Consider the following 21444-nt stretch of genomic DNA (forward strand, 5'->3'; position numbering starts at 1 on the left):
TTACATTCTGCGGTCTCTTCATTATATGAAGGGGCCGTTTTCTTTTTATTCTTTTAAGGGGGGAGCCGCGCGGGACAAGCTGGGTTTTACCCTTTTCATCAACCAATATTTAGATTATATTGTTGAAGAGGTGATAAATGGTGTCCGGTGTATTCAATCGAGTGTACAAGTTCTTCCGTAGCCAGCCCTGGCCGGTGCTGCTGTTCCTGCTTGGGGCAATAGTCCGTATTCTATACATAACTTCTATTCCACCGGGACTGAACCAGGACGAAGCCTCTATCGGCTATGATGCCTACTCTATTCTGCACTACGGGATGGACCGGAATGGTGTTCATCTGCCAATTCACCTGATCGCCTGGGGGAGCGGACAGAATGCGCTATATGCCTACTTGTCCATGCCGTTCATTCTGTTGTTCGGTCTAACGCCATTGTCTGTAAGGGCGCTGAGCCTGATCATGGGACTACTGGGCATGCTGTTTTTCTATCTCATTATGAAAAGACTGTCGGCCTCGTCTGGAGCCGGGACCGCGGCCATGTTCTTTATCGCCATTAACCCGTGGCATATTATGATGTCCAGGTGGGCATTGGAATCGAATCTGTTTCCTACAATGATTTTGATATCCGTATACTTTCTGCTGCGCGCCTTTGCGAATCCAAGGTGGCTGTACGCCTTTACCGGCATGCTGGCCCTCTCGCTGTATGCTTATGGAACAGCCTACTTCTTCGTCCCGCTATTTGCGCTCGGTACGGCAATTCTTCTATTATATAGCAAGGTCCTGAGACCTCGTGCCCTGGTCTGGAATTTCGTATGGTTTGCGGTACTGGCGCTGCCTATATTACTATTTATTATCATTAACCGTTACGCTATGCAGGATATAGCCACTCCGCTGTTCACAATTCCGAAGCTCACGACCCCGCGCGTGGAGGAGATTTCATCCGTATTCGGCGGCAGGCTGTGGCAGGCGGCTGCGGATAACCTCACTGCGTTCAGCAAGCTGATGTGGAGCGGAAGTGACGGCTTGGCCTGGAACTCCATCTCTCCTTACGGGTATGCGTACCCGCTGGCGCTGCCTTTTGCACTGCTCGGCCTGATCGTTCTCCTGCATTCCTGGTGGGCAAGCCGGCGGGAGAGGGAGAGCGCTGGTAGGGGAGCCGTGCTGCTATGGTTCCTGGTGGCGGTGCTAATGGCGCTGATTACAACTGTGAATATTAACCGGATTAATATTATTTTTTATCCGTTCATTATGCTGGTAAGCACCGGATTCGTCTGGCTGGCAGGCAGAGTCAAAGGGATAGCCATCCTGGCCGCGGCCGGGTTCGCCATGATGTTTATTTTATTCTCCAATACGTATTTCCGCGAGTTCCCTGAACGCATCGGTCCAGTCTTCTATGAATCCTTAGGGGAGGCTGTACAGTATGCTTCGGAACACAGCTCCGGTGAAGTCTATCTTACGAACCAGGTGAATATGCCTTATATTTATGTGCTGTTCTATGAACAGATCAGCCCGCATGATTTCCTGAAGTCCGTTCAGTATGCCAATCCGGGAGAGGCCTTTCAGCGCGTCTCTTCCTTTGGAAGATACAGGTTTGATGATCTGAACAGGGTGCCTGCGAATGCCGCATATATCTATGCGAATACTGCTGCGCCGCCTGCGGCAAGCGCCGGGTCCAGAGTGAAGCGTTTTGCCAACTACAGCGTAATGCTCACCAGTGAACAGAATGGCGGGCCTCAAGATACACCCAAGACTGCTGCATTTGAATTTGTGAATGGCGGATTTGAAGAAGGGACGGCGGGTTGGTCCTTCTCTGCGGGAACGGGAGTTGCTGTCAACAACCCCTTCGCCGGGAGTAAGCTGGCATATCTTGATCCCGGAACGGAGAACATCGTTTCGCAGGCTTTCACTGCACCAGCCGGTGAGTACAGACTGACCGTCATGTCCAGTAGCGGCGGCAGCGGCGGGAAGATCGGCATCCGGGCAGCCGGTAAGCTGCTTGCAGAGACAGAGCTGCCTGCGGCGGAAGCCTATCAACAGGTCACACTTCCTGCGGTCACGCTGGAGCAGGGGATACAGGCAGAAGTATATATAACCGGCGGTAATGGCTGGATTAACATTGACGAGGTGAGGGTAGAACGATGACCAAGAAGGTACGTGCAGCGGCAACCGTTATACTAATGCTCTTATTATTTATTCTTCCTGTAACAAGCATTTATGCCGAAGGGAATTTGTTGCAGAACCCGGGCTTTGAAGAAGGCGAAGAGGGGGCACCGGCAGGCTGGACCAAGGACATGTGGATTGCCGGAGATGCGGCGGGCTCCATATCCGTTCAGTCGGAAGAGGTTCATTCCGGCAGCAAAGCGGCGGTTATTGAGAATCTGGAGCCCAATCACCTGAAGTGGGTGCAGACCGTTACCGTCTTGCCGGATAGCTATTACAGAATCTCTGGATACGTCAAAATAGCCAGCACCGCAGGCGGGGGAATCGGGGCCAATATTTTCCCGGTAGGCATTGGGGGCGGTTATCCCGCTACCAGCGATACCGGCGGTGAATGGCAGCGTCTGGAGTTCATCGGCCAGACCGGCAAGGAGCAGACCGAGATCGGAATCGGCGCTGCGCTGGGCGGCTATGCCAATCTGATTCAGGGTAAGGCCTATTTCGATGATCTGTCCGTAGAGAAGCTGGATACAGTACCGGAGGGATCGAATATCATCTCACTGGACAGCGGCGCCCAGGCTCCCCCGGCAGATGCGGACGGCGGAAGCAAGCCGGAGGAAGTGCCGCATAAGGTGTCTCCGGCCAAGCTGCTGCTGCTTTCTGGAGTATTCTGCCTGTTCTTTGCTTTTCTGTACACAAGAGCCTTCCGCAGTGAGCGTCTGCTGAGACAGGAGGATGTAATCTACACCCGCTGGCTGTACGTTTTGTTTGGAGCGGCATTCATCCTGCGGATCTGGATCGGCCTTACGGCACAGGGCTATAAGAATGATATGAACACCTTCATGGCCTGGGGCCAGCGTCTGACCGACCTTGGACCGGGCAAATTCTATGAGGAAGGTTATTTCGCCGATTACCCGCCGGGGTACTTATATGTGCTATACCTGCTTAGCCTGCTGCGCGGATTATTTAACTTTGCGGGCGGCTCAGGTGCCGAGACGGTTCTCTTCAAGCTGCCCGCGATGCTCTCGGATCTGGTGCTTGGCTGGATTATCTATAAGAGCGCGCGAACCAGGCTCGGCTCCGGGCTGGCTATGGGGCTGATGATGCTGTTCCTGTTCAATCCGGCTGTGCTGATGGATTCGGCAGCCTGGGGGCAGGCGGATTCCTTTTTCCTCATCTTTCTGCTGCTCAGTATGATCGGGGTTGTCGATAAGCGCTTCGTACGTGCAGCGATCTTCTTTGCCGTCGCTACATTAATCAAGCCGCAGGCGCTGATTTTCACACCTGTGCTGCTGCTTGCCTTCTACCATCACCGGGCCTGGAAGCAGCTTGCGCTGGGCGCCCTGTACGGACTGGGGATTTTCCTTGTCCTCGCAGCCCCGTTCTTCTGGAACAACGGCGGTTTTGCAGGCTTGATTAACCTCTACAAAAGCACACTGTCCTCCTATCCGTATTCCACAGTGAATGCATTCAATCTGTATGCCTTGACTGACCCGATGTGGTCGGCGCTGGATGTGACCTGGCTCGGCATACCGTATCGTATATGGGGCTTTATTTTCATCCTGGTGGCAGTAGCACTTGCTGCTTATTATTCCTTCAATACCAAGGACCGCAAGGATCTCTCCAAGTCCTACTTCATCGCTATGGTGCTGATCACGATTGTCTTCGTATTCGGTACCAAAATGCATGAGCGTTACTTGTATCCGGTACTGATTCTGTCCTTATTCGCTTTCATGGAGAGCCGGGACCGGCGGTTCCTGACCCTGTTCCTCGGGTTCTCCCTGACCCAGTACATCAATGTTGGTTATACACTGGCGTATCTGAATACCGGCGGAAATCCGCCGGCTGACGGCATTGTTCTGGTTACAGCTATTACCACTATCATTCTTGCGATATATCTGCTCTATATTGGATACGATGTATATATCCGCCGAACTGCGAAGCTTTTGCCTGAGCCGGTTACCCCCAAGGAGGCGTACGCAGCAGATCTGCTGCTTGCAGAAGGCATCAAGCCGCTTGCCCCTGCTGAGCGCCGTTCTCCGCTGAAGCTGAAGCGCAGAGACTGGATCTGGATGCTCGGTATCACCGTGCTATACGGGGCGCTTGCCCTCTATCATCTGGGAGATAACAAGGCACCTGAGACTCTGTGGGAGCCAGCAGCCAGCGGCGAGAGCTTCTATGTGGATCTGGGGCAGGCTCATCAACTGGAGCGGGTTAATGTGTTCGGCGGTGTCGGAACAGGGAAGTTTCAGCTGGAATTCAGCCAGACCCCTGATAATTGGAGCAGCCCGCTTGAGGTAAGCGAGGATGTGGGCAACGTCTTCATCTGGAAAAGCCAGCCGCTTAACGTATCCGCAAGATATGTCAAGCTCTCGGTTACGTCTCCAGGCTTCACCCTCAATGAGATGGCTTTCTATGAGCAGGGGGCACCGGAGGTTCCTCTGACGATAGCAAGCGTGACACCCGATTCGGGAGCAGCAGCTAAAAGAGGAACGCCGGCCAATCTGTTTGACGAGCAGTCCGTCATACCGGGGAACTCTAATTTCATGAACAGTACGTATTTTGATGAGATCTATCATGCCCGTACGGCTTATGAGCATTATCATAATATTGTTCCTTATGAGAACACGCATCCGCCGCTTGGCAAGCTGTTGATCGGGGTAGGGATGGAGCTGTTCGGCGTCAATCCGTTCGGATGGCGGATCATCGGCACCTTGTTCGGGATTGCGATGCTGCCGCTGATCTATATCATGGCGATTCGGTTGTTCCGTAAGACCACCTATGCTGCACTGGCAGCGGGATTATTCGCTCTGGACTTCATGCATTTCACCCAGACGCGGATATCGACCATCGATGTGTACGGTGTATTCTTCATTATGCTGATGTTCTATTTCATGCAGCGGTATTTCACGATGAATTTCTACCGGGTGCCGCTGCGGACCACACTGGCTCCGCTGTTCTGGTCCGGCCTATTCTTCGGCATCGGGGTTGCTTCGAAGTGGATCGTGATCTACGGAGGCGCAGGACTTGCTATTATGCTTGCGCTGGTACTCATTGAACGCTACAGAGAATACAAGGCTGCCGGACGCCTGCTGGCTGAAGGCAAGCTGAGCGGTCAGGAGCTCAAAGCCGCCTGCCGGACTGCAGATCAGTCCTTCTGGAAGAACACGATCATCACGCTGGCCAGCTGCATTGGATTCTTCGTCATTATTCCGGGAATCATATACAGCCTGTCCTTCATTCCTTCACTATCTGCGTCGGCAGAGGGCTTCACCGTTAAGGGGCTGATTGATGCCCAGAAGAATATGTACAACTATCACAGTCAGCTTGTAGCTACACATCCGTTCGCCTCCTCCTGGTGGGAGTGGCCGTTCATGAAGCGTCCGGTGTGGTTCTTCAGCGGCGGCGAAGGCTTGCCTGCAGGCAAGGCGAGCAGCATAGTAACGATGGGCAATCCGCTGATCTGGTGGACAGGAATCTTCACGATGCTGGCCGCTGTATGGTTCACCCTGAAGCGCCGGGACAAGAGCCTGTATATGATTTGGATCGGCTTCTTCTCACAATATGTTCCGTGGATGCTTGTGCCGCGTGAGACCTTCCTGTACCATTACTTTGCGATGGTGCCGTTTATGATTCTATCCATTGTGTACATCCTGAAGCTGCTTGACGGCAGGTTCCAGGGTGCCAAATATCTGCGGTACGCCTATGTTGCGGCCGCCGCCATCCTGTTTGTAATGTTCTATCCGGTATTGTCCGGCATGCAGGTGAACAGCAGTTATATCATTCATGTACTTCGCTGGTTCCCTTCCTGGGTATTCTAGGAGGGGAGCTGTAAGAGCCGTATAGTTGCTCAAAGCTGATGTTGATGAAGCGCATCAAGGAAGCTGTGGCTTACAATAAATTGAGGAGGAACCCTTGTGAAGGCCAGATATAGTGTAATTGTGCCCATGTATAATGAGGAGGAAGTCATTCAGATAACCTACGAACGGCTCAAAAAAGTAATGGATGAGTGCGGGGATTCCTATGAGCTCGTGTTCGTCAATGACGGCAGCCGGGACCGTACGGCTGAGATTATGCGCGAAATCAGTAATAGGGATGAGCATGTCAAGCTGATTGACTTCTCCCGTAACTTCGGCCATCAGGTGGCGATTACGGCGGGTATGGATTATGCTGAAGGCCAGGCTGTTGTGGTGATTGACGCAGATCTCCAGGACCCGCCGGAGGTCATCCTGCAGATGATCGCCAAGTGGAAGGAAGGCTATGAGGTAGTCTATGCCAAGCGGCTGAAGCGCCACGGAGAGACCTTCTTTAAGAAGGTGACAGCCAAAATCTTTTACCGTCTGCTCAGCAGCATGACCAGTGTGGAGATTCCCACAGATACCGGGGACTTCCGGCTGATCGACCGTAAGGTCTGCGATGTGCTGCGCGGCCTGAAGGAGAAGAACCGTTATGTACGGGGGCTGGTAAGCTGGGTCGGCTTCCGGCAGACCATGGTGGAATATGTGCGGGAGGAACGCTTCGCCGGGGAGACGAAATATCCGCTCAAAAAAATGATCCGCTTTGCGCTCGACGGAATCACCTCCTTCTCGCACAAGCCGCTCAAAATCGCCTCTTATGTCGGCTTCTTCCTGTCCTTCTCCAGCTTCATCTACCTGTTTCTGGTCTTATTCCAGAAAGTCTTCACCTCTTGGACTGTGCCGGGCTGGGCATCCATTGTCGGGGTGAACCTGCTGTTTAACGGCATTGTGCTGATGCTGTTGGGCGTGATCGGGGAATACATCGGACGGATCTATGACGAATCGAAGGACAGACCGCTCTATATCGTACGCGAGACCCGAGGCTACCCGGAGGCAGAGGCCGAAGACACGCGGAAGGCAAGCGATTATGCAAGATAAGGCTTGGCGCGCAGGCATGATCCAGTTTCTGAAATTCAATGCGGTGGGCCTGCTTAACACGTTCATAGATTTTGCGGTATTTACCCTGCTTCATTCCCTGGGCATGCTTAACACCCCTGCACAGATTATTTCCTACAGTGCCGGGACGGCCAACAGCTTTTTCTGGAATAAGAAGGTGACCTTCAAGGGCGGGAACAGAGGCGGGAATAGCGGCTTTGACCGGATGCAGCTGGTGAGATTTATTGTCCTGAATCTGATGGTGCTGGGCATTTCGGTGCTGCTGATTCATCTGCTGACTGACCGGCTGGGCGTCCAGGTGCTGATGGCCAAGGTACTGGTTACCTTTGTTACAGTAATCATTAATTTCTTTGGAAGCCGGAAGTGGGTATTCTAGAGGTACAGTATGTCTTCCCCGTCCCCTGCGGGGGCAGCACTTATTCTATATTGCGGAGGCGATTGTCATGCGGAAGTTATCCTATTTGATTATACTTGCCGGGGTCCTGATTATGCTCTACCCCAAAGGAAGCGAATGGTACGAGGACCGTCAGCAGCAGAAGCTGCTGGAAGAGGCTGAACAGGCCTATAGTGAAATCGTTCCTTCGGCTACGGCTCCTGCCAGCCAGGATCTGAGCAAGCCTTATGCGGAAGTCACCCAGCTGCTGGCGGAAGAGTCTGGTGCGGAAGAGCCGGTGCCCACTACAGCGCCCGAGATTGAAGTGGGAGGCAAGATCACCGCTATTATTGAAATCGATAAAATCGATCTGAAGCTGCCTGTACTGGAGGGCGCCACCAAGACCAATATGAAGCATGCAGCGGCGCATATGAAGGAGACAGCTCCGATTGGCGCGGTAGGCAATGCAGCGATTGCGGCACATCGGTCAAGAACGGCAGGGCGGCTGTTCAACAGACTGGATGAGGTCGGTAAAGGGGACGCCATTACTGTTATTACAAGCGGACAGGAATACAAATATGTTGTATATGATGTATCTATTGTAGAGCCTACCGATATTTCAGTACTGAAGGGTAAGGATGATGATAAAATTCTGACCCTCATTACCTGTGATCCGCTTGTCAACCCGACCCACAGACTCATCATTCATGCAAAGTTGACCTGATTGTCATAGGACAATGCTGAGAAAGGTCAAAAAACATAAAATTTTAGTCTATTTTTGCGGGAATCTAGTGATTTGGGTCTTGCTAATAGATTGAGATATGGTAAGCTATAACTATGAAAGCTAATACACGATAACGGCAAACCTATCGAAAGGTAGGGACGCAAAGCTACAGGGCCTTCCCGTCATGGATGGCAGCCAGTTACCGAATGAAGAGGCTTTTTTTGTTTGTTTTCATTCTGAATCTGTCATTATGTGGCAGTAGATTGGACAGATAAAGCTTATACGATAACGGCAAACCTATCGAAAGGTAGGGACGCAAAGCTAAAGGGCCTTCCCGTAAGAATGGCAGCCAGCTACCGAAAGGGGTTTTATCCATGAAGAAGTTTTATTTAATGCTGATTACACTTTTTGTGATCGTCACTTCCGTGCAGACAGGCACTGCTCAAGCAGCAAATGCAGATTCAAGCTGGTTAAATGTTGGACAACTTGATCAAGGGGTTATCGGGGTATCGTACGATGTTCCTAAAGACAAGAAGATGAAGCTCATGATTACCAAGGACAATAACAGCTATACTTACAACTTATACACTTCCAAACCGACCGAGACGTTCCCGCTGCAACAAGGTAATGGCTCTTACAAGGTCTCCGTTCTTGAGAATACTACCGGCAACAAATACAAAGTACTATCTTCCGAGACTGTATCTCTTTCAATGAGCAATGTGAATGCCGTATATTTGAGCTCTGTACAGAATGTAAAGTGGAGTTCTTCCGATAAATCCGTTCAAAAGGCAGCCCAGCTTACAAAGGGTCTGACCACAGATGCAGACAAAGTTAAGGCTATCTACAATTACATCGTAGCTAACGTGAAATATGACTACTCTCTGGCCAACAGCGTAAGCACAGATTATATTCCGAACAACGACAACACACTGGCTACCAACAAAGGTATCTGCTACGATTACGCTTCCTTGTTCGCTACTATGCTCCGCAGTGAAGGGATTCCAACCAAGTTGGTTATGGGGAATACAAGCTATGTAACTTCATACCATGCCTGGAACGAAGTGTTCCTGAACGGCAAATGGGTGACGATTGATACTACAGTGGATGCAGGTCTGGGTAAGAAAACAGCATCAACTGAACTGATCAAATCAGCAAGCAAATATACTGCAGCGAAATTCTACTAAGAATAGCTGTAACTATAGCATTATCTGAGAATAACCCGCTTAGTCATTAAGCGGGTTATTTTTATTTATATAAAGGTTGCTTTTTAATAGAAGGATAGGTTATTATAAATAAGCGTTGTTGGAGCGGCAAAGGAAATGAGAGATTACTTAAATAAGTGATTTCAAAAATAAAGCTTGCATTGCTCAGATGAACGTGATATATTATAAGAGTTGCTGGTGACGACAACATTGACACTAACAACGAGCTTGATCTTTGAAAACTGAACAACGAGTGAGTATCTGGAGATCACTTCGGTGAGATCCAAAAATGAGAATGTAAATTCTCGTCAGATGTTTCAAAATGAGCAATCGCTCTTTCTAAATACCAATTTGGAGAGTTTGATCCTGGCTCAGGACGAACGCTGGCGGCATGCCTAATACATGCAAGTCGAGCGGAGTTTGAGAGGAAGCTTGCTTCCTTTCAGACTTAGCGGCGGACGGGTGAGTAACACGTAGGCAACCTGCCCTCAAGCCTGGGATAACTACCGGAAACGGTAGCTAATACCGGATAATTTCTTTTTTCTCCTGAGAGAAGAATGAAAGGCGGAGCAATCTGCTGCTTGGGGATGGGCCTGCGGCGCATTAGCTAGTTGGTGGGGTAACGGCCCACCAAGGCGACGATGCGTAGCCGACCTGAGAGGGTGAACGGCCACACTGGGACTGAGACACGGCCCAGACTCCTACGGGAGGCAGCAGTAGGGAATCTTCCGCAATGGGCGCAAGCCTGACGGAGCAATGCCGCGTGAGTGATGAAGGTTTTCGGATCGTAAAGCTCTGTTGCCAGGGAAGAACGTCCGGTAGAGTAACTGCTACCGGAGTGACGGTACCTGAGAAGAAAGCCCCGGCTAACTACGTGCCAGCAGCCGCGGTAATACGTAGGGGGCAAGCGTTGTCCGGAATTATTGGGCGTAAAGCGCGCGCAGGCGGTTATTTAAGTCTGGTGTTTAAACCTTGGGCTCAACCTGAGGTCGCACTGGAAACTGGGTGACTTGAGTACAGAAGAGGAAAGTGGAATTCCACGTGTAGCGGTGAAATGCGTAGATATGTGGAGGAACACCAGTGGCGAAGGCGACTTTCTGGGCTGTAACTGACGCTGAGGCGCGAAAGCGTGGGGAGCAAACAGGATTAGATACCCTGGTAGTCCACGCCGTAAACGATGAGTGCTAGGTGTTAGGGGTTTCGATACCCTTGGTGCCGAAGTTAACACAGTAAGCACTCCGCCTGGGGAGTACGGTCGCAAGACTGAAACTCAAAGGAATTGACGGGGACCCGCACAAGCAGTGGAGTATGTGGTTTAATTCGAAGCAACGCGAAGAACCTTACCAGGTCTTGACATCCAACTAACGAAGCAGAGATGCATCAGGTGCCCTTCGGGGAAAGTTGAGACAGGTGGTGCATGGTTGTCGTCAGCTCGTGTCGTGAGATGTTGGGTTAAGTCCCGCAACGAGCGCAACCCTTGACTTTAGTTGCCAGCAGGTTGAGCTGGGCACTCTAGAGTGACTGCCGGTGACAAACCGGAGGAAGGTGGGGATGACGTCAAATCATCATGCCCCTTATGACCTGGGCTACACACGTACTACAATGGCCGGTACAACGGGAAGCGAAGCCGCGAGGTGGAGCCAATCCCAGCAAAGCCGGTCTCAGTTCGGATTGCAGGCTGCAACTCGCCTGCATGAAGTCGGAATTGCTAGTAATCGCGGATCAGCATGCCGCGGTGAATACGTTCCCGGGTCTTGTACACACCGCCCGTCACACCACGAGAGTTTACAACACCCGAAGTCGGTGGGGTAACCCGCAAGGGAGCCAGCCGCCGAAGGTGGGGTAGATGATTGGGGTGAAGTCGTAACAAGGTAGCCGTATCGGAAGGTGCGGCTGGATCACCTCCTTTCTATGGAGAATCGTCTTCTGCAATGAAGACATTCAAATCGGAAGCTTCGCTTCCACAATAGAACCCTTGGGTTCGAATACTCACTCGTTGGTCAGTTTTGAGAGTTTAAGCTCTCAAGTAACACTGTCTGTTATTCCGAACATCACAGCCGTGATTGTCCCGTAATAACAGCAACTTGATCCTTGAAAACTGGATACCGAAACGAATTTGCGTTTTAGAACATTCCTTTAAGCTGAACTTGTGTAAACAAGTTTCATATTAATGGCGATACTAGCGATTTTCCTTAGGGGAAACGCATTGGTTAAGCTACTAAGAGCACACGGAGGATGCCTAGGCGCCAGGAGCCGACGAAGGACGTGGCGAACAACGAAACTGCCTCGGGGAGCTGTAAGCAAGCTTTGATCCGGGGGTGTCCGAATGGGGAAACCCAGCTGTGGTAATTCGCAGTTACTCGTATCTGAATACATAGGATACGCAGAGGCAGACCAGGGGAACTGAAACATCTAAGTACCCTGAGGAAGAGAAAACAATAGTGATTCCGTCAGTAGCGGCGAGCGAACGCGGAACAGCCTAAACCAAGGGGCTTGCCTCTTGGGGTTGTGGGACGTCTCACATGGAGTTACAAAGGAATATGGTAGGTGAAGAGGTCTGGAAAGGCCCGCGATAGAGGTAAAAGCCCTGTAGCCTAAACTGTGTTCTCTCCGAGACGGATCCCGAGTAGTGCGGGGCACGTGAAACCCCGTATGAATCCAGCAGGACCATCTGCTAAGGCTAAATACTACCTGGCGACCGATAGTGAAACAGTACCGTGAGGGAAAGGTGAAAAGCACCCCGGAAGGGGAGTGAAATAGAACCTGAAACCGTGTGCTTACAAAAAGTCAGAGCCCTCTTTATGGGTGATGGCGTGCCTTTTGTAGAATGAACCGGCGAGTTACGTTTAACATGCAAGGTTAAGGTGAGAAGCCGGAGCCGCAGCGAAAGCGAGTCTGAATAGGGCGATTGAGTATGTGGACGTAGACCCGAAACCGTGTGATCTACCCCTGTCCAGGGTGAAGGTGCGGTAACACGCACTGGAGGCCCGAACCCACGCATGTTGAAAAATGCGGGGATGAGGTGGGGGTAGCGGAGAAATTCCAATCGAACTCGGAGATAGCTGGTTCTCCCCGAAATAGCTTTAGGGCTAGCCTCGGTGAATGGAGTGGTGGAGGTAGAGCACTGATTGGGTGCGGGGCCCGCAAGGGTTACCAAGCTCAGTCAAACTCCGAATGCCATTTACTTCTTGCCGGGAGTCAGACAGTGAGTGCTAAGATCCATTGTCAAAAGGGAAACAGCCCAGACCATCAGCTAAGGTCCCCAAGTGTGTGTTAAGTGGGAAAGGATGTGGAGTTGCACAGACAACCAGGATGTTGGCTTAGAAGCAGCCACCATTGAAAGAGTGCGTAATAGCTCACTGGTCGAGTGACTCTGCGCCGAAAATGTAACGGGGCTAAACACACCACCGAAGCTATGGCTAGATGCACTAGCATCTGGGGTAGGGGAGCGTTGTGTAGGGGTTGAAGGTGTACCGTAAGGAGCGCTGGACACTACACAAGTGAGAATGCCGGTATGAGTAACGAAAAGATCAGTGAGAATCTGATCCGCCGAAAGCCCAAGGTTTCCTGAGGAAGGCTCGTCCGCTCAGGGTAAGTCGGGACCTAAGGCGAGGCCGACAGGCGTAGTCGAAGGACAACAGTTTGAAATTACTGTACCACCGTAATCCGCTATGAGCGATGGGGTGACGCAGGAGGGTAGTGACGCGGACTGATGGATGTCCGTCTAAGCAGTGAGGCTGGTGTGCAGGCAAATCCGCACATCGTAAGGCTGGGCTGTGATGGGGAGCGAAAATTATAGTAGCGAAGGTCATGATCTCACACTGCCAAGAAAAGCCTCTAGCCAGGAGAAGGTGCCCGTACCGCAAACCGACACAGGTAGGCGAGAAGAGAATTCTAAGGCGCGCGGAAGAACTCTCGTTAAGGAACTCGGCAAAATGACCCCGTAACTTCGGGAGAAGGGGTGCCTCGGTAGGGTGAATAGCCCGAGGGGGCCGCAGTGAAAAGGCCCAAGCGACTGTTTAGCAAAAACACAGGTCTGTGCGAAGCCGCAAGGCGAAGTATACGGGCTGACGCCTGCCCGGTGCTGGAAGGTTAAGGGGAGCGGTTAGGGGTTAAACCCGAAGCTGTGAACCGAAGCCCCAGTAAACGGCGGCCGTAACTATAACGGTCCTAAGGTAGCGAAATTCCTTGTCAGGTAAATTCTGACCCGCACGAATGGCGTAACGACTTGGGCGCTGTCTCAACGAGAGATCCGGTGAAATTTTAATACCTGTGAAGATGCAGGTTACCCGCGACAAGACGGAAAGACCCCATGGAGCTTTACTGCAGCTTGATATTGAATTTGGGTACGATCTGTACAGGATAGGTGGGAGCCGTGGAGGCAGGAGCGCAAGCTTCTGCGGAGGCGCCGTTGGGATACCACCCTGATCGTATCTAGGTTCTAACCTAGTGCCCTCATCGGGTACGGGGACCGTGTCAGGCGGGCAGTTTGACTGGGGCGGTCGCCTCCTAAAGAGTAACGGAGGCGTTCAAAGGTTCCCTCAGAATGGTTGGAAATCATTCGCAGAGTGCAAAGGCATAAGGGAGCTTGACTGCGAGACCTACAAGTCGAGCAGGGACGAAAGTCGGACTTAGTGATCCGGTGGTACCGCATGGAAGGGCCATCGCTCAACGGATAAAAGCTACCCTGGGGATAACAGGCTTATCTCCCCCAAGAGTCCACATCGACGGGGAGGTTTGGCACCTCGATGTCGGCTCATCGCATCCTGGGGCTGAAGTAGGTCCCAAGGGTTGGGCTGTTCGCCCATTAAAGCGGTACGCGAGCTGGGTTCAGAACGTCGTGAGACAGTTCGGTCCCTATCTGTCGTGGGCGCAGGAAATTTGAGAGGAGCTGTCCTTAGTACGAGAGGACCGGGATGGACGTACCGCTGGTGCATCAGTTGTTCCGCCAGGAGCATGGCTGAGTAGCTACGTACGGACGGGATAAGCGCTGAAAGCATCTAAGCGTGAAGCCCCCCTCAAGATGAGATTTCCCAGTATGTAAGACCCCTTGAAGACGACGAGGTAGATAGGTTGGAGGTGGAAGTGCAGCAATGCATGGAGCTGACCAATACTAATCGGTCGAGGGCTTATCCAAAAGTTACCCCAAAAAGTGAAGATGAAGCTGACGAAGCGGATTCCGAATACTTTCCGGGGGCCCCGTAAGAAGGGCAAACGCAGATTCGTTTCGGATTCAGTTTTCAGGAATCAAATTCCTGAAGCATTTACGCTGTAAATGCCCGTTTGGTGGCGATAGCGGAGGGGTTCCACACGTACCCATCCCGAACACGACCGTTAAGCCCTCCAGCGCCGATGGTACTTGGACCGAAGGGTCCTGGGAGAGTAGGACGTTGCCAAGCACACAAGGCCACTGTTGAGAAATCAACAGTGGTCTTTTTGTATTTTCGGGGAAGCCTTGTGGACAGGTTGTGAGTAGATTCCAGGTCTTCTTATAAGTGGCGCATAGTTATACACATGTGGATAGATTTAGTTTTTTTGATACTTCTCCCCAAATGATGTGGATATCCGGTACAATAATGTGGATAGGTACCGAAAATTGGGGATAGACAGGTGAAGGAGCCAAAAGTTATGGATAAGCATAGCAGCTTTTTGTGGACAGAGCAGTTCAGGGTTCAGGCAAGTGACACGGATTAACGTTCAAGGGGCAAGCTCTCCTTCCTGCTGGATATCATGCAGCGTGCTGCGGATTCGGCTGTAAGCAGCCTGGGGCTAAGTATGGAGAGTATGCTCAAGGCGGGCATGGGCTGGATGGTCATCACCCTGGATCTGAATCTGCAGCGTCTGCCATCCCCGGGTGAGCTTCTTGAGGTACATACCTGGAGTAAAGGAAACAAAGGACCGCTATGGCAGCGGGATTACCGGATCTATGACGCCCAAGGTGTAGAGCTTGCTTCGGCGCGCTCGATCTGGGCCCTTGTGGATATCGGGAAGCGGAAAATTCTGCGTCCATCGGCTTTACCTATTGTTGTCGAGCCGTATTTAGAAGATTCCGTAGGGAGTCTGCCGGATAAAGTAATCCTTCCACCCGAACTTCTCTTGCAGGAGACTTACAGTTATCAGGTAAGATATAGCGGGCTGGATAACAACAAACATCTTAACAACGCGCGATATGCAGATTTATGTTGTGATGCCCTGGCGCTGGAGGAGTGGGAGGAGTTAGAGCTTACGGGGCTTCATATCACCTATGCCCAGGAAGCCAAATATGCTGAGGAGATTAGTGTTATGCGATCTTCTCTGACTGAAGAAGGGTTATATGTGCGCGGGCAAGGCGGGGAGCGGATCTTTTTTGAAGCTTGCCTGAAGCTTGGAAGAAAGGTTGATGTCTGAGAGAGACTTACATAGCGTTAAATCTAGACAGTTGCTCGAATTTCAGGGGAACTGTCTTTTGTCATATTTGCTATTTCCTTATATGTCACAAATACACAATTGGCATTCGTTATACAGGTGTAAAAGGAAAGTGGAGGTGATTCCTTTGGAGCAAGGCAACCCCGGGGGCCCAATGAATCCAAATAAGATTGAAGAAGCCATTCATCAGGTACACGCAGGAGACAGGCAAGCGTTCTCAACCATAATTAAGGAGTATGAAAGAAAGATTTACACGTATTGCTACTATCTCTTAAGGAGCCGTGAAGAAGCGGAGGATGCTGTGCAGGATATATTCGTTAAGGTGTATCAGCAGCTTGGGCGTTATGAACGGCGGGTTTCTTTTTCGGCCTGGCTATATAAGGTGGCTTATCATCATTGCCTGGACCAGCTTCGCAGGCGTAAGCGCCGCAGCCGGTTACTGTCCCTTTATAAGCTGCAACTGATGACGAATCAACAAGCGTTGCCGGAGGAGTCGCCGGTAGACCGGATTTTTGAAAATCTCACTTCGGAAGAGCGGGGGCTATTAATCCTTCGTGTCATTGAACAATACAGCTTCGAAGAGATCTCAATGATTACCGGAAGCAGTTCGGCGGCGCTGCGCAAAAAATATGAACGGCTCCGTAAAAAACTGATTCAGCAAAAAGCGGATGAAAAGGGAGGGTGTGCTCATGGAGAAGTGGCAGAATCAAACTGAGAAGCAAATGCTGGAACGTATTCGCAGCAGCGTCGAAAGAGTAGAGCTTCCTGTAGATAGCTATAATGAGCAGATTATGAACCGGATCGAACATTTGGAGACCAGAGGAGGAAATAAATTGCTTAAAAAGACGCTGGCAGCCGCAAGCATAGCTGTAGTAATAGGGTTAGGTACGATAACCGCAGGGTTCATCTCTCCTGCTTGGGCCGATACCTTGAGTCAAATTCCTGTCTTCAGCAGTATATTCAAGCACACGGAGAACCCGGGACTGAAATTAGCGGCGGAACAGGGCCTGACTACTTCACCTAATATGAGCGTTACCAAGGATGGAGTGACTTTAAGTGTTACGGAGGTATTTTATGACGGAATCCAGTTGGCCATCGGCTTCGAAAGAACCGGAGTAGCAGATGAGCGGGTGCTTGCGGAGATTACTGATTTTAAAACCCATGAATTCGATCAATCAACTAAAGGACTGCTGGGTCTGCCAGAGGTTACTCTGGCGACAGGAGAGCCTATCGGCTTCGGTTCTTCTATCACAGGTGACGTAAAAGGACAACCGAACACCCTCTTATTGGAGCTTAGAGAACTGCACAATGCTTCGGCTCTCGGAGACGAATTCAAGGTGAATATCCGCGTACCGGTTGCCCAGATCGCCGAGCCGTTTGAGTTCGAGGTAACAGCGAAGAAGCTTGCGGAGGGAATCATCAATCTTACTCCGGGTCAGGGGGCAAGCAAAGACTCCTTCCATTATAAAGTAAAGAGTCTGGACATCACGCCTGCTGCGATGAGGCTGGTCGTCACCAGCGAAGGAGAGGTGCCTGCATCGCCGGAGCAGACAGGGGAATATGGTCCAACGGCGGTATTCTATGAGCTTGTGGATGATGTCGGTAATGTGGCTACTTCTGGCCAGGGATATGCCATGATGAAGGCTGTTCAGCATCCTATTGTGGATAGCCTGTACAATATCTTCCCGCAAACCCCTAAGACGATTACGGTCAGACCGTATACCATGACTTTGGATAATGATCTGAAGCTCTTGTTGGATGACAATGGGAAACCGGTGAGAACTTATCATAAGGACCTTGAGAGCACTATAGTGATTCCATGAACCCGCGAACCGTGAAAACGGGAATGGGTAAGATAGGCTGAGCTTGTCCGCGTCTGCTGTGCAGATGCGGGCTTTTTTGAAAAATACCTGAGTCATCATCGAAGCGAAAGCCTCACTTTGTGGGGTTATTTTGCTGATTAGAGCAGTGTTAACGGAATGTAGATTTCACTTACGGAGTTCGGATGGTGGGGTCCCAGATAGTCCTGGCCGTAGTATTCAAATTCATAAGGGAGGTTCAGGCGGTAATCGGTTCTCGGCAGGAAAACGCCATAGATATATTTGTAGGTGGCAGAAACTTCTGCGGATGGCCCTGTATGCTTAAATCTAAGATAACGTGCTGGCGGCAGTGTGTGAATGGGCAGATTGTGGCTTGTTTGTTCGCAGCACGACTGAACGATAGTGCCGTCACGTACGGATGCTGGGGTATTCAACTCGCAGGCAATGTGAAAGGAGATTCCCTGGTCCTCATAGTTATCCGGCCAATAGCCTAGCTGGTAATACTGCTCTGGAAGCTTGCGGTCCGGCATAGCCGGAAGACTGCTGAATAGCTGCTCCCAAGCTGCTCCGATGACCGACTGATCTTGCGTAACGGTAATGAATGGCCCCTGAAGCCTGATTGCACCAAGCTCAATCAGGTCAGGAGAGGCGCCCTTCTGCTCTGACCAATGCGGTAAATCAGCCGGCTGTAAGGGATGGAGAAACATAGGAATGTCAGGGTTAGACTTGTGGCGGATATGGGTGGGAGTAGTGCGCAGCAGTCTTTTGAAAGCCCGGGTGAAGGTCTCGTAATCATTATAAGCATAGTCCAGTGAGATCTCGTGAAAGGTCCGCTCGGGTCTGTCTAGAATATCCCTGGCCGCCTCTGAAATCCTCCGTCTTGCTATATAGTCGCCTGGTGTCAGTCCGGTAACCCCCTGAAACAGGCGGATGAAATGGAACAGGGAATAGCCGCTCTCTCTGGAAAGGGTCAGAACAGACAGCGGCTGCTTCAGATTCGCTTCGATATATTGGGTCGCCTGCAGAATAAGCTGGCTGTTCTTCATAAAGTCCTCTCCTCTTATGGTTACTCTACAGTCCACTCTCCCCATGAGGCGGCCCATGCGGGCACTCTAACCTGACGAACACGGTCGGTGGAAGGGAAATAAGCTTTGATATCAAGCACCGGCGTTCCCGGATAAGCATCCAGTCCGCTGACCTCCACAATTCCCTGATCAAGATCGACGGATATAATACGGGCAACCGTGAGTCCAAGCGGATTAGGGCGGACCGGAGACCGGGTCGCAAAAACACCGCTTACCGGCGCATTATAGGGAGGCTCAATCTGAGTAGTCCCCCGGAAGCTATCATCTGCAAACTCATGAATCCACCACAGGATCTGGCAGTGGCTGAAAGCATCTAACCCCTTTAAGGCAGGTCTGTATTCGGGTCTAATCTCAAGTCGCAGGTTCTGCTGTGTTCCCGTTACTACTCCTACTGGTATAATATTATACAATTCTGAGGCGGGCATTGGCTGTGACTCCTTTCGGCTGGGGGATGATTCTAGTCTAGCTGAAGTGAAGGGAATTCGGCCTGATGATAATTGCGGACTTGTATGTCATGGTATAATAGGTTGTTGATGACAGGGAGGGGTTTGGAGGATGAAGGTATTAGTATTGGCAGAGAAGCCGTCGGTGGCCCGTGAGATTGCGCGGGTGCTGGGCTGTGGGAATAAACAGAAGAGTTATATGGAAGGTCCGAAATATGTGGTGACCTGGGCGCTGGGGCATCTGGTTGGCCTGGCTGAGCCTGAGGACTATAACAATAAATATGCAACCTGGGCGCTGGAGGATCTGCCGATTCTTCCAGAGAAGGCCAAGCTAAAGGTGCTGCGCGAGACTAGCCAGCAGTATAAGGCTGTGCAGCAGCTAATGAAGCGGCAGGATATTGAGGAGCTGATCGTAGCAACGGATGCGGCGCGTGAGGGTGAGCTGCTGGCCCGCTGGATTATGAATATGGCAGGCTGGAAAAAACCGTTCCGGCGGCTGTGGATCTCTTCGCAGACGGATAAGGCCATTAAGGAGGGCTTCGCTTCGCTGCGGCCTGGACGGGATTTCGACCGGCTGTATGAATCTGCCCGCTGCCGTGCTGAGGCGGATTGGATGATCGGGCTGAATGTGACGCGGGCCTTAACCTGCAAGTTCGGCGCGCCGCTCTCTGCGGGGCGTGTGCAGACCCCTACCCTGGGAATGATTATGGACCGGGAGAATGAGATTACCGGCTTCCGTTCCCAGGAATATGACCTGCTGACTGGGGATTTCGGGAATTTCCAAGCGGGGTGGCGTGCGCAGGGCGGGGATGGCCGGATTTTTGACAGGGAGAAGACGGGGGTCCTCAAGGAGAAGCTCACGGGCCGCAGCGGACGGATCACAAAGGTGCAAAAAAGCGAGAAAAGCGAGCCGCATCCGCTGGCTTACGATCTGACTGAGCTGCAGCGGGATGCCAACCGTAAATACGGCTTCTCAGCGAAACAGACCTCAAGTGTGCTCCAAAAGCTGTATGAACAGCATAAGCTGGTCACCTATCCGCGTACAGACAGCCGTTATCTGACCGCTGATATGACGGGCACGCTAAAAGAAAGGCTCGACAGCGTGGCTGTCGGTCCTTATGCAGCCCTCGCCAGACCGCTGCTGCGGAAGCCGCTGCCGATTACGAAGCGGATTGTCGATGACAGCAAGGTCAGCGATCACCACGCGATTATTCCGACAGAGCAGACGGTGCTGCTCAATCTGCTGAGTGCGGAAGAGCGGAAGCTCTACGATCTGATCGTACGGCGGTTTATCAGCCTGTTCTATTCTCCGGCCCGTTATGATGCCGTAGCTGTGACGGTAACCGTAGATGGTGAAAGCTTCTATGTGAAGGGAACTACCATCAAGGATGCAGGCTGGCGTGAGGTATACGGCGGAGATATGAGCTCGGATGACGACGAGGAGGATGCGGGGGATGAACCCGCAGCAGGCAGTGTGAAGCTGCCGGAGCTGCGGGAAGGTGACCCTGTGAAGCTTGCGCGCTGCATCATCAAGCCGGGACGGACACAGCCGCCGAAGCGTTATAATGAAGCCACGCTGCTGACGCAGATGGAGAAGCATGGGCTGGGGACACCGGCCACCCGTGCGGATATTATTGAGAAGCTGGTCAGCTCGGATACGATTGAACGGCAGGGCAATCTGCTGCATCCGACCGGCAAGGGCAAGCAGTTGATTGAGCTGGTCTCGGGACAGCTGCGTACACCGGAGCTGACGGCACGCTGGGAAGCGGAGCTGGAGAGAATTGCGCGCGGGCAGGGGCGCCCGGAGCCTTTTTTACAGGGTATCCGGAGTATGGCCCAGGAGCTGGTGTCCGGGGTGAAGAACAGCGGAGCGGAATACAAGCCGCATAATGTCTCTAACAGCCATTGTCCGGAGTGTGGAACAAGGATGTTAGAAAAGAAGACCAAACGCGGCAAGCTGCTGGTCTGTCCGAAGGAGGACTGCGGCTACACCCGGGCGGGCGAGAAGCAGCTGTCGAACCGCCGTTGCCCACAGTGCCATAAGAAGATGGAGATGAAGGAAGGCAAGGCCGGGAAGTATGTGCAGTGCCTCGGCTGCGGAATTACAGAGACGATGGATAAGGACCACAAGCATATCAACAAACGCGAGCAGCAGAAGCTGGTGCAGCAGTACAGCAAGACGGAAAGTGCCGGCAACAATCTTGGTGACCTGCTGAAGGCTGCGATGGAAGCGAAACAGAAGGGCAAGTAGCCGCAAGAAGCCAAAGTAAGGCTGTCCAAGGGACGGCAGATATGCTTTACTGTAGAAGATTGATACGGGGTCAGA

The 21444-nt window shown here is 51.8% G+C and carries 12 protein-coding genes, 3 rRNA genes and 2 riboswitches; of the genes, 13 read left to right on the plus strand and 2 right to left on the minus strand.

The window, feature by feature from the left end:
* Positions 1 to 137 precede the first annotated feature (137 nt).
* From MKY12_RS01645 to MKY12_RS01700, 12 genes are all read left to right on the plus strand, one after another.
* Complete coding sequence (locus MKY12_RS01645) at positions 138 to 2138, plus strand: hypothetical protein (RefSeq protein WP_339312652.1); 2001 nt, start codon at positions 138 to 140, stop codon at positions 2136 to 2138.
* On the plus strand, positions 2135 to 5974 hold the full coding sequence (locus MKY12_RS01650) for a glycosyltransferase family 39 protein (RefSeq protein WP_339312653.1): 3840 nt from the start codon (positions 2135 to 2137) through the stop codon (positions 5972 to 5974). The genes MKY12_RS01645 and MKY12_RS01650 overlap by 4 nt, the downstream gene beginning before the upstream one ends.
* Positions 5975 to 6070: 96 nt before the next feature.
* A complete protein-coding gene (locus MKY12_RS01655; RefSeq protein WP_036723823.1) occupies positions 6071 to 7048 on the plus strand; it encodes a glycosyltransferase family 2 protein in 978 nt (325 codons plus the stop codon).
* A complete protein-coding gene (locus tag MKY12_RS01660; protein WP_036723824.1) occupies positions 7038 to 7442 on the plus strand; it encodes a GtrA family protein in 405 nt (134 codons plus the stop codon). Before MKY12_RS01655 ends, MKY12_RS01660 begins: the two co-directional genes overlap by 11 nt.
* Before the next feature lie 67 nt (positions 7443 to 7509).
* Positions 7510 to 8163 (plus strand): class D sortase, encoded by a 654-nt coding sequence (locus MKY12_RS01665; protein ID WP_036723825.1) that lies wholly within the window; start codon positions 7510 to 7512, stop codon positions 8161 to 8163.
* A 125-nt stretch (positions 8164 to 8288) separates the two neighbouring features.
* A riboswitch (cyclic di-GMP riboswitch) is annotated at positions 8289 to 8370 on the plus strand.
* 73 nt (positions 8371 to 8443) lie between these two features.
* Positions 8444 to 8524: riboswitch (cyclic di-GMP riboswitch) on the plus strand.
* 13 nt (positions 8525 to 8537) lie between these two features.
* Positions 8538 to 9347, plus strand: a complete 810-nt coding sequence (locus MKY12_RS01670; RefSeq protein WP_209877807.1) for a transglutaminase-like domain-containing protein — start codon at positions 8538 to 8540, stop codon at positions 9345 to 9347.
* A gap of 366 nt (positions 9348 to 9713) precedes the next feature.
* Positions 9714 to 11274 (plus strand): 16S ribosomal RNA (locus MKY12_RS01675).
* 299 nt (positions 11275 to 11573) lie between these two features.
* Positions 11574 to 14502 (plus strand): 23S ribosomal RNA (locus tag MKY12_RS01680).
* Positions 14503 to 14647: 145 nt separating this feature from the next.
* Positions 14648 to 14764, plus strand: a 5S ribosomal RNA gene (rrf, locus tag MKY12_RS01685).
* Together the 16S, 23S and 5S rRNA genes form the textbook arrangement of a ribosomal RNA operon.
* 319 nt (positions 14765 to 15083) lie before the next feature.
* Positions 15084 to 15752 carry an acyl-ACP thioesterase domain-containing protein gene (locus MKY12_RS01690; protein WP_339314742.1) on the plus strand — a complete coding sequence of 223 codons (669 nt, stop codon included), beginning with the start codon at positions 15084 to 15086 and terminating at the stop codon, positions 15750 to 15752.
* 172 nt (positions 15753 to 15924) lie between these two features.
* Entirely contained in the window at positions 15925 to 16485 is a 561-nt protein-coding gene (locus MKY12_RS01695; protein ID WP_036731006.1) for an RNA polymerase sigma factor, read from the plus strand.
* Positions 16460 to 17593, plus strand: coding sequence for a DUF4179 domain-containing protein (locus MKY12_RS01700; RefSeq protein ID WP_339253424.1), 1134 nt, complete (start codon positions 16460 to 16462; stop codon positions 17591 to 17593). Before MKY12_RS01695 ends, MKY12_RS01700 begins: the two co-directional genes overlap by 26 nt.
* A 137-nt stretch (positions 17594 to 17730) precedes the next feature.
* Here the strand turns inward: MKY12_RS01700 and MKY12_RS01705 are convergent, their stop codons facing one another.
* Together MKY12_RS01705 and tsaA are read right to left on the minus strand one after the other, a co-directional pair.
* Positions 17731 to 18636 carry an AraC family transcriptional regulator gene (locus tag MKY12_RS01705; protein ID WP_339312654.1) on the minus strand — a complete coding sequence of 302 codons (906 nt, stop codon included), beginning with the start codon at positions 18634 to 18636 and terminating at the stop codon, positions 17731 to 17733.
* Between the two features lie 20 nt (positions 18637 to 18656).
* Positions 18657 to 19100 (minus strand): tRNA (N6-threonylcarbamoyladenosine(37)-N6)-methyltransferase TrmO, encoded by a 444-nt coding sequence (gene tsaA / locus MKY12_RS01710; protein WP_339253427.1) that lies wholly within the window; start codon positions 19098 to 19100, stop codon positions 18657 to 18659.
* A 130-nt stretch (positions 19101 to 19230) separates the two neighbouring features.
* Here tsaA and MKY12_RS01715 point away from each other — a divergent pair, with 130 nt between their 5' ends.
* The gene (locus tag MKY12_RS01715; RefSeq protein WP_339312655.1) at positions 19231 to 21369 is read left to right on the plus strand and encodes a DNA topoisomerase 3; all 2139 of its coding nucleotides are present in this window, start codon (positions 19231 to 19233) and stop codon (positions 21367 to 21369) included.
* Positions 21370 to 21444 lie beyond the last annotated feature (75 nt).

Source organism: Paenibacillus sp. FSL M7-0896, assembly GCF_037975415.1.
Lineage (GTDB): Bacteria > Bacillota > Bacilli > Paenibacillales > Paenibacillaceae > Paenibacillus_AQ > Paenibacillus_AQ silagei.

Coding starts and splice junctions, on each gene's coding strand:
- MKY12_RS01700 (WP_339253424.1), top strand. CDS start 16,460: ATGGAGAAGTGGCAGAATCAAACTGAGAAGCAAATGCTGGAACGTATT.
- MKY12_RS01695 (WP_036731006.1), top strand. CDS start 15,925: ATGAATCCAAATAAGATTGAAGAAGCCATTCATCAGGTACACGCAGGA.
- MKY12_RS01665 (WP_036723825.1), top strand. CDS start 7,510: ATGCGGAAGTTATCCTATTTGATTATACTTGCCGGGGTCCTGATTATG.
- MKY12_RS01670 (WP_209877807.1), top strand. CDS start 8,538: ATGAAGAAGTTTTATTTAATGCTGATTACACTTTTTGTGATCGTCACT.
- MKY12_RS01715 (WP_339312655.1), top strand. CDS start 19,231: ATGAAGGTATTAGTATTGGCAGAGAAGCCGTCGGTGGCCCGTGAGATT.
- MKY12_RS01650 (WP_339312653.1), top strand. CDS start 2,135: ATGACCAAGAAGGTACGTGCAGCGGCAACCGTTATACTAATGCTCTTA.
- tsaA (WP_339253427.1), bottom strand. CDS start 19,100: ATGCCCGCCTCAGAATTGTATAATATTATACCAGTAGGAGTAGTAACG.
- MKY12_RS01705 (WP_339312654.1), bottom strand. CDS start 18,636: ATGAAGAACAGCCAGCTTATTCTGCAGGCGACCCAATATATCGAAGCG.
- MKY12_RS01660 (WP_036723824.1), top strand. CDS start 7,038: ATGCAAGATAAGGCTTGGCGCGCAGGCATGATCCAGTTTCTGAAATTC.
- MKY12_RS01645 (WP_339312652.1), top strand. CDS start 138: ATGGTGTCCGGTGTATTCAATCGAGTGTACAAGTTCTTCCGTAGCCAG.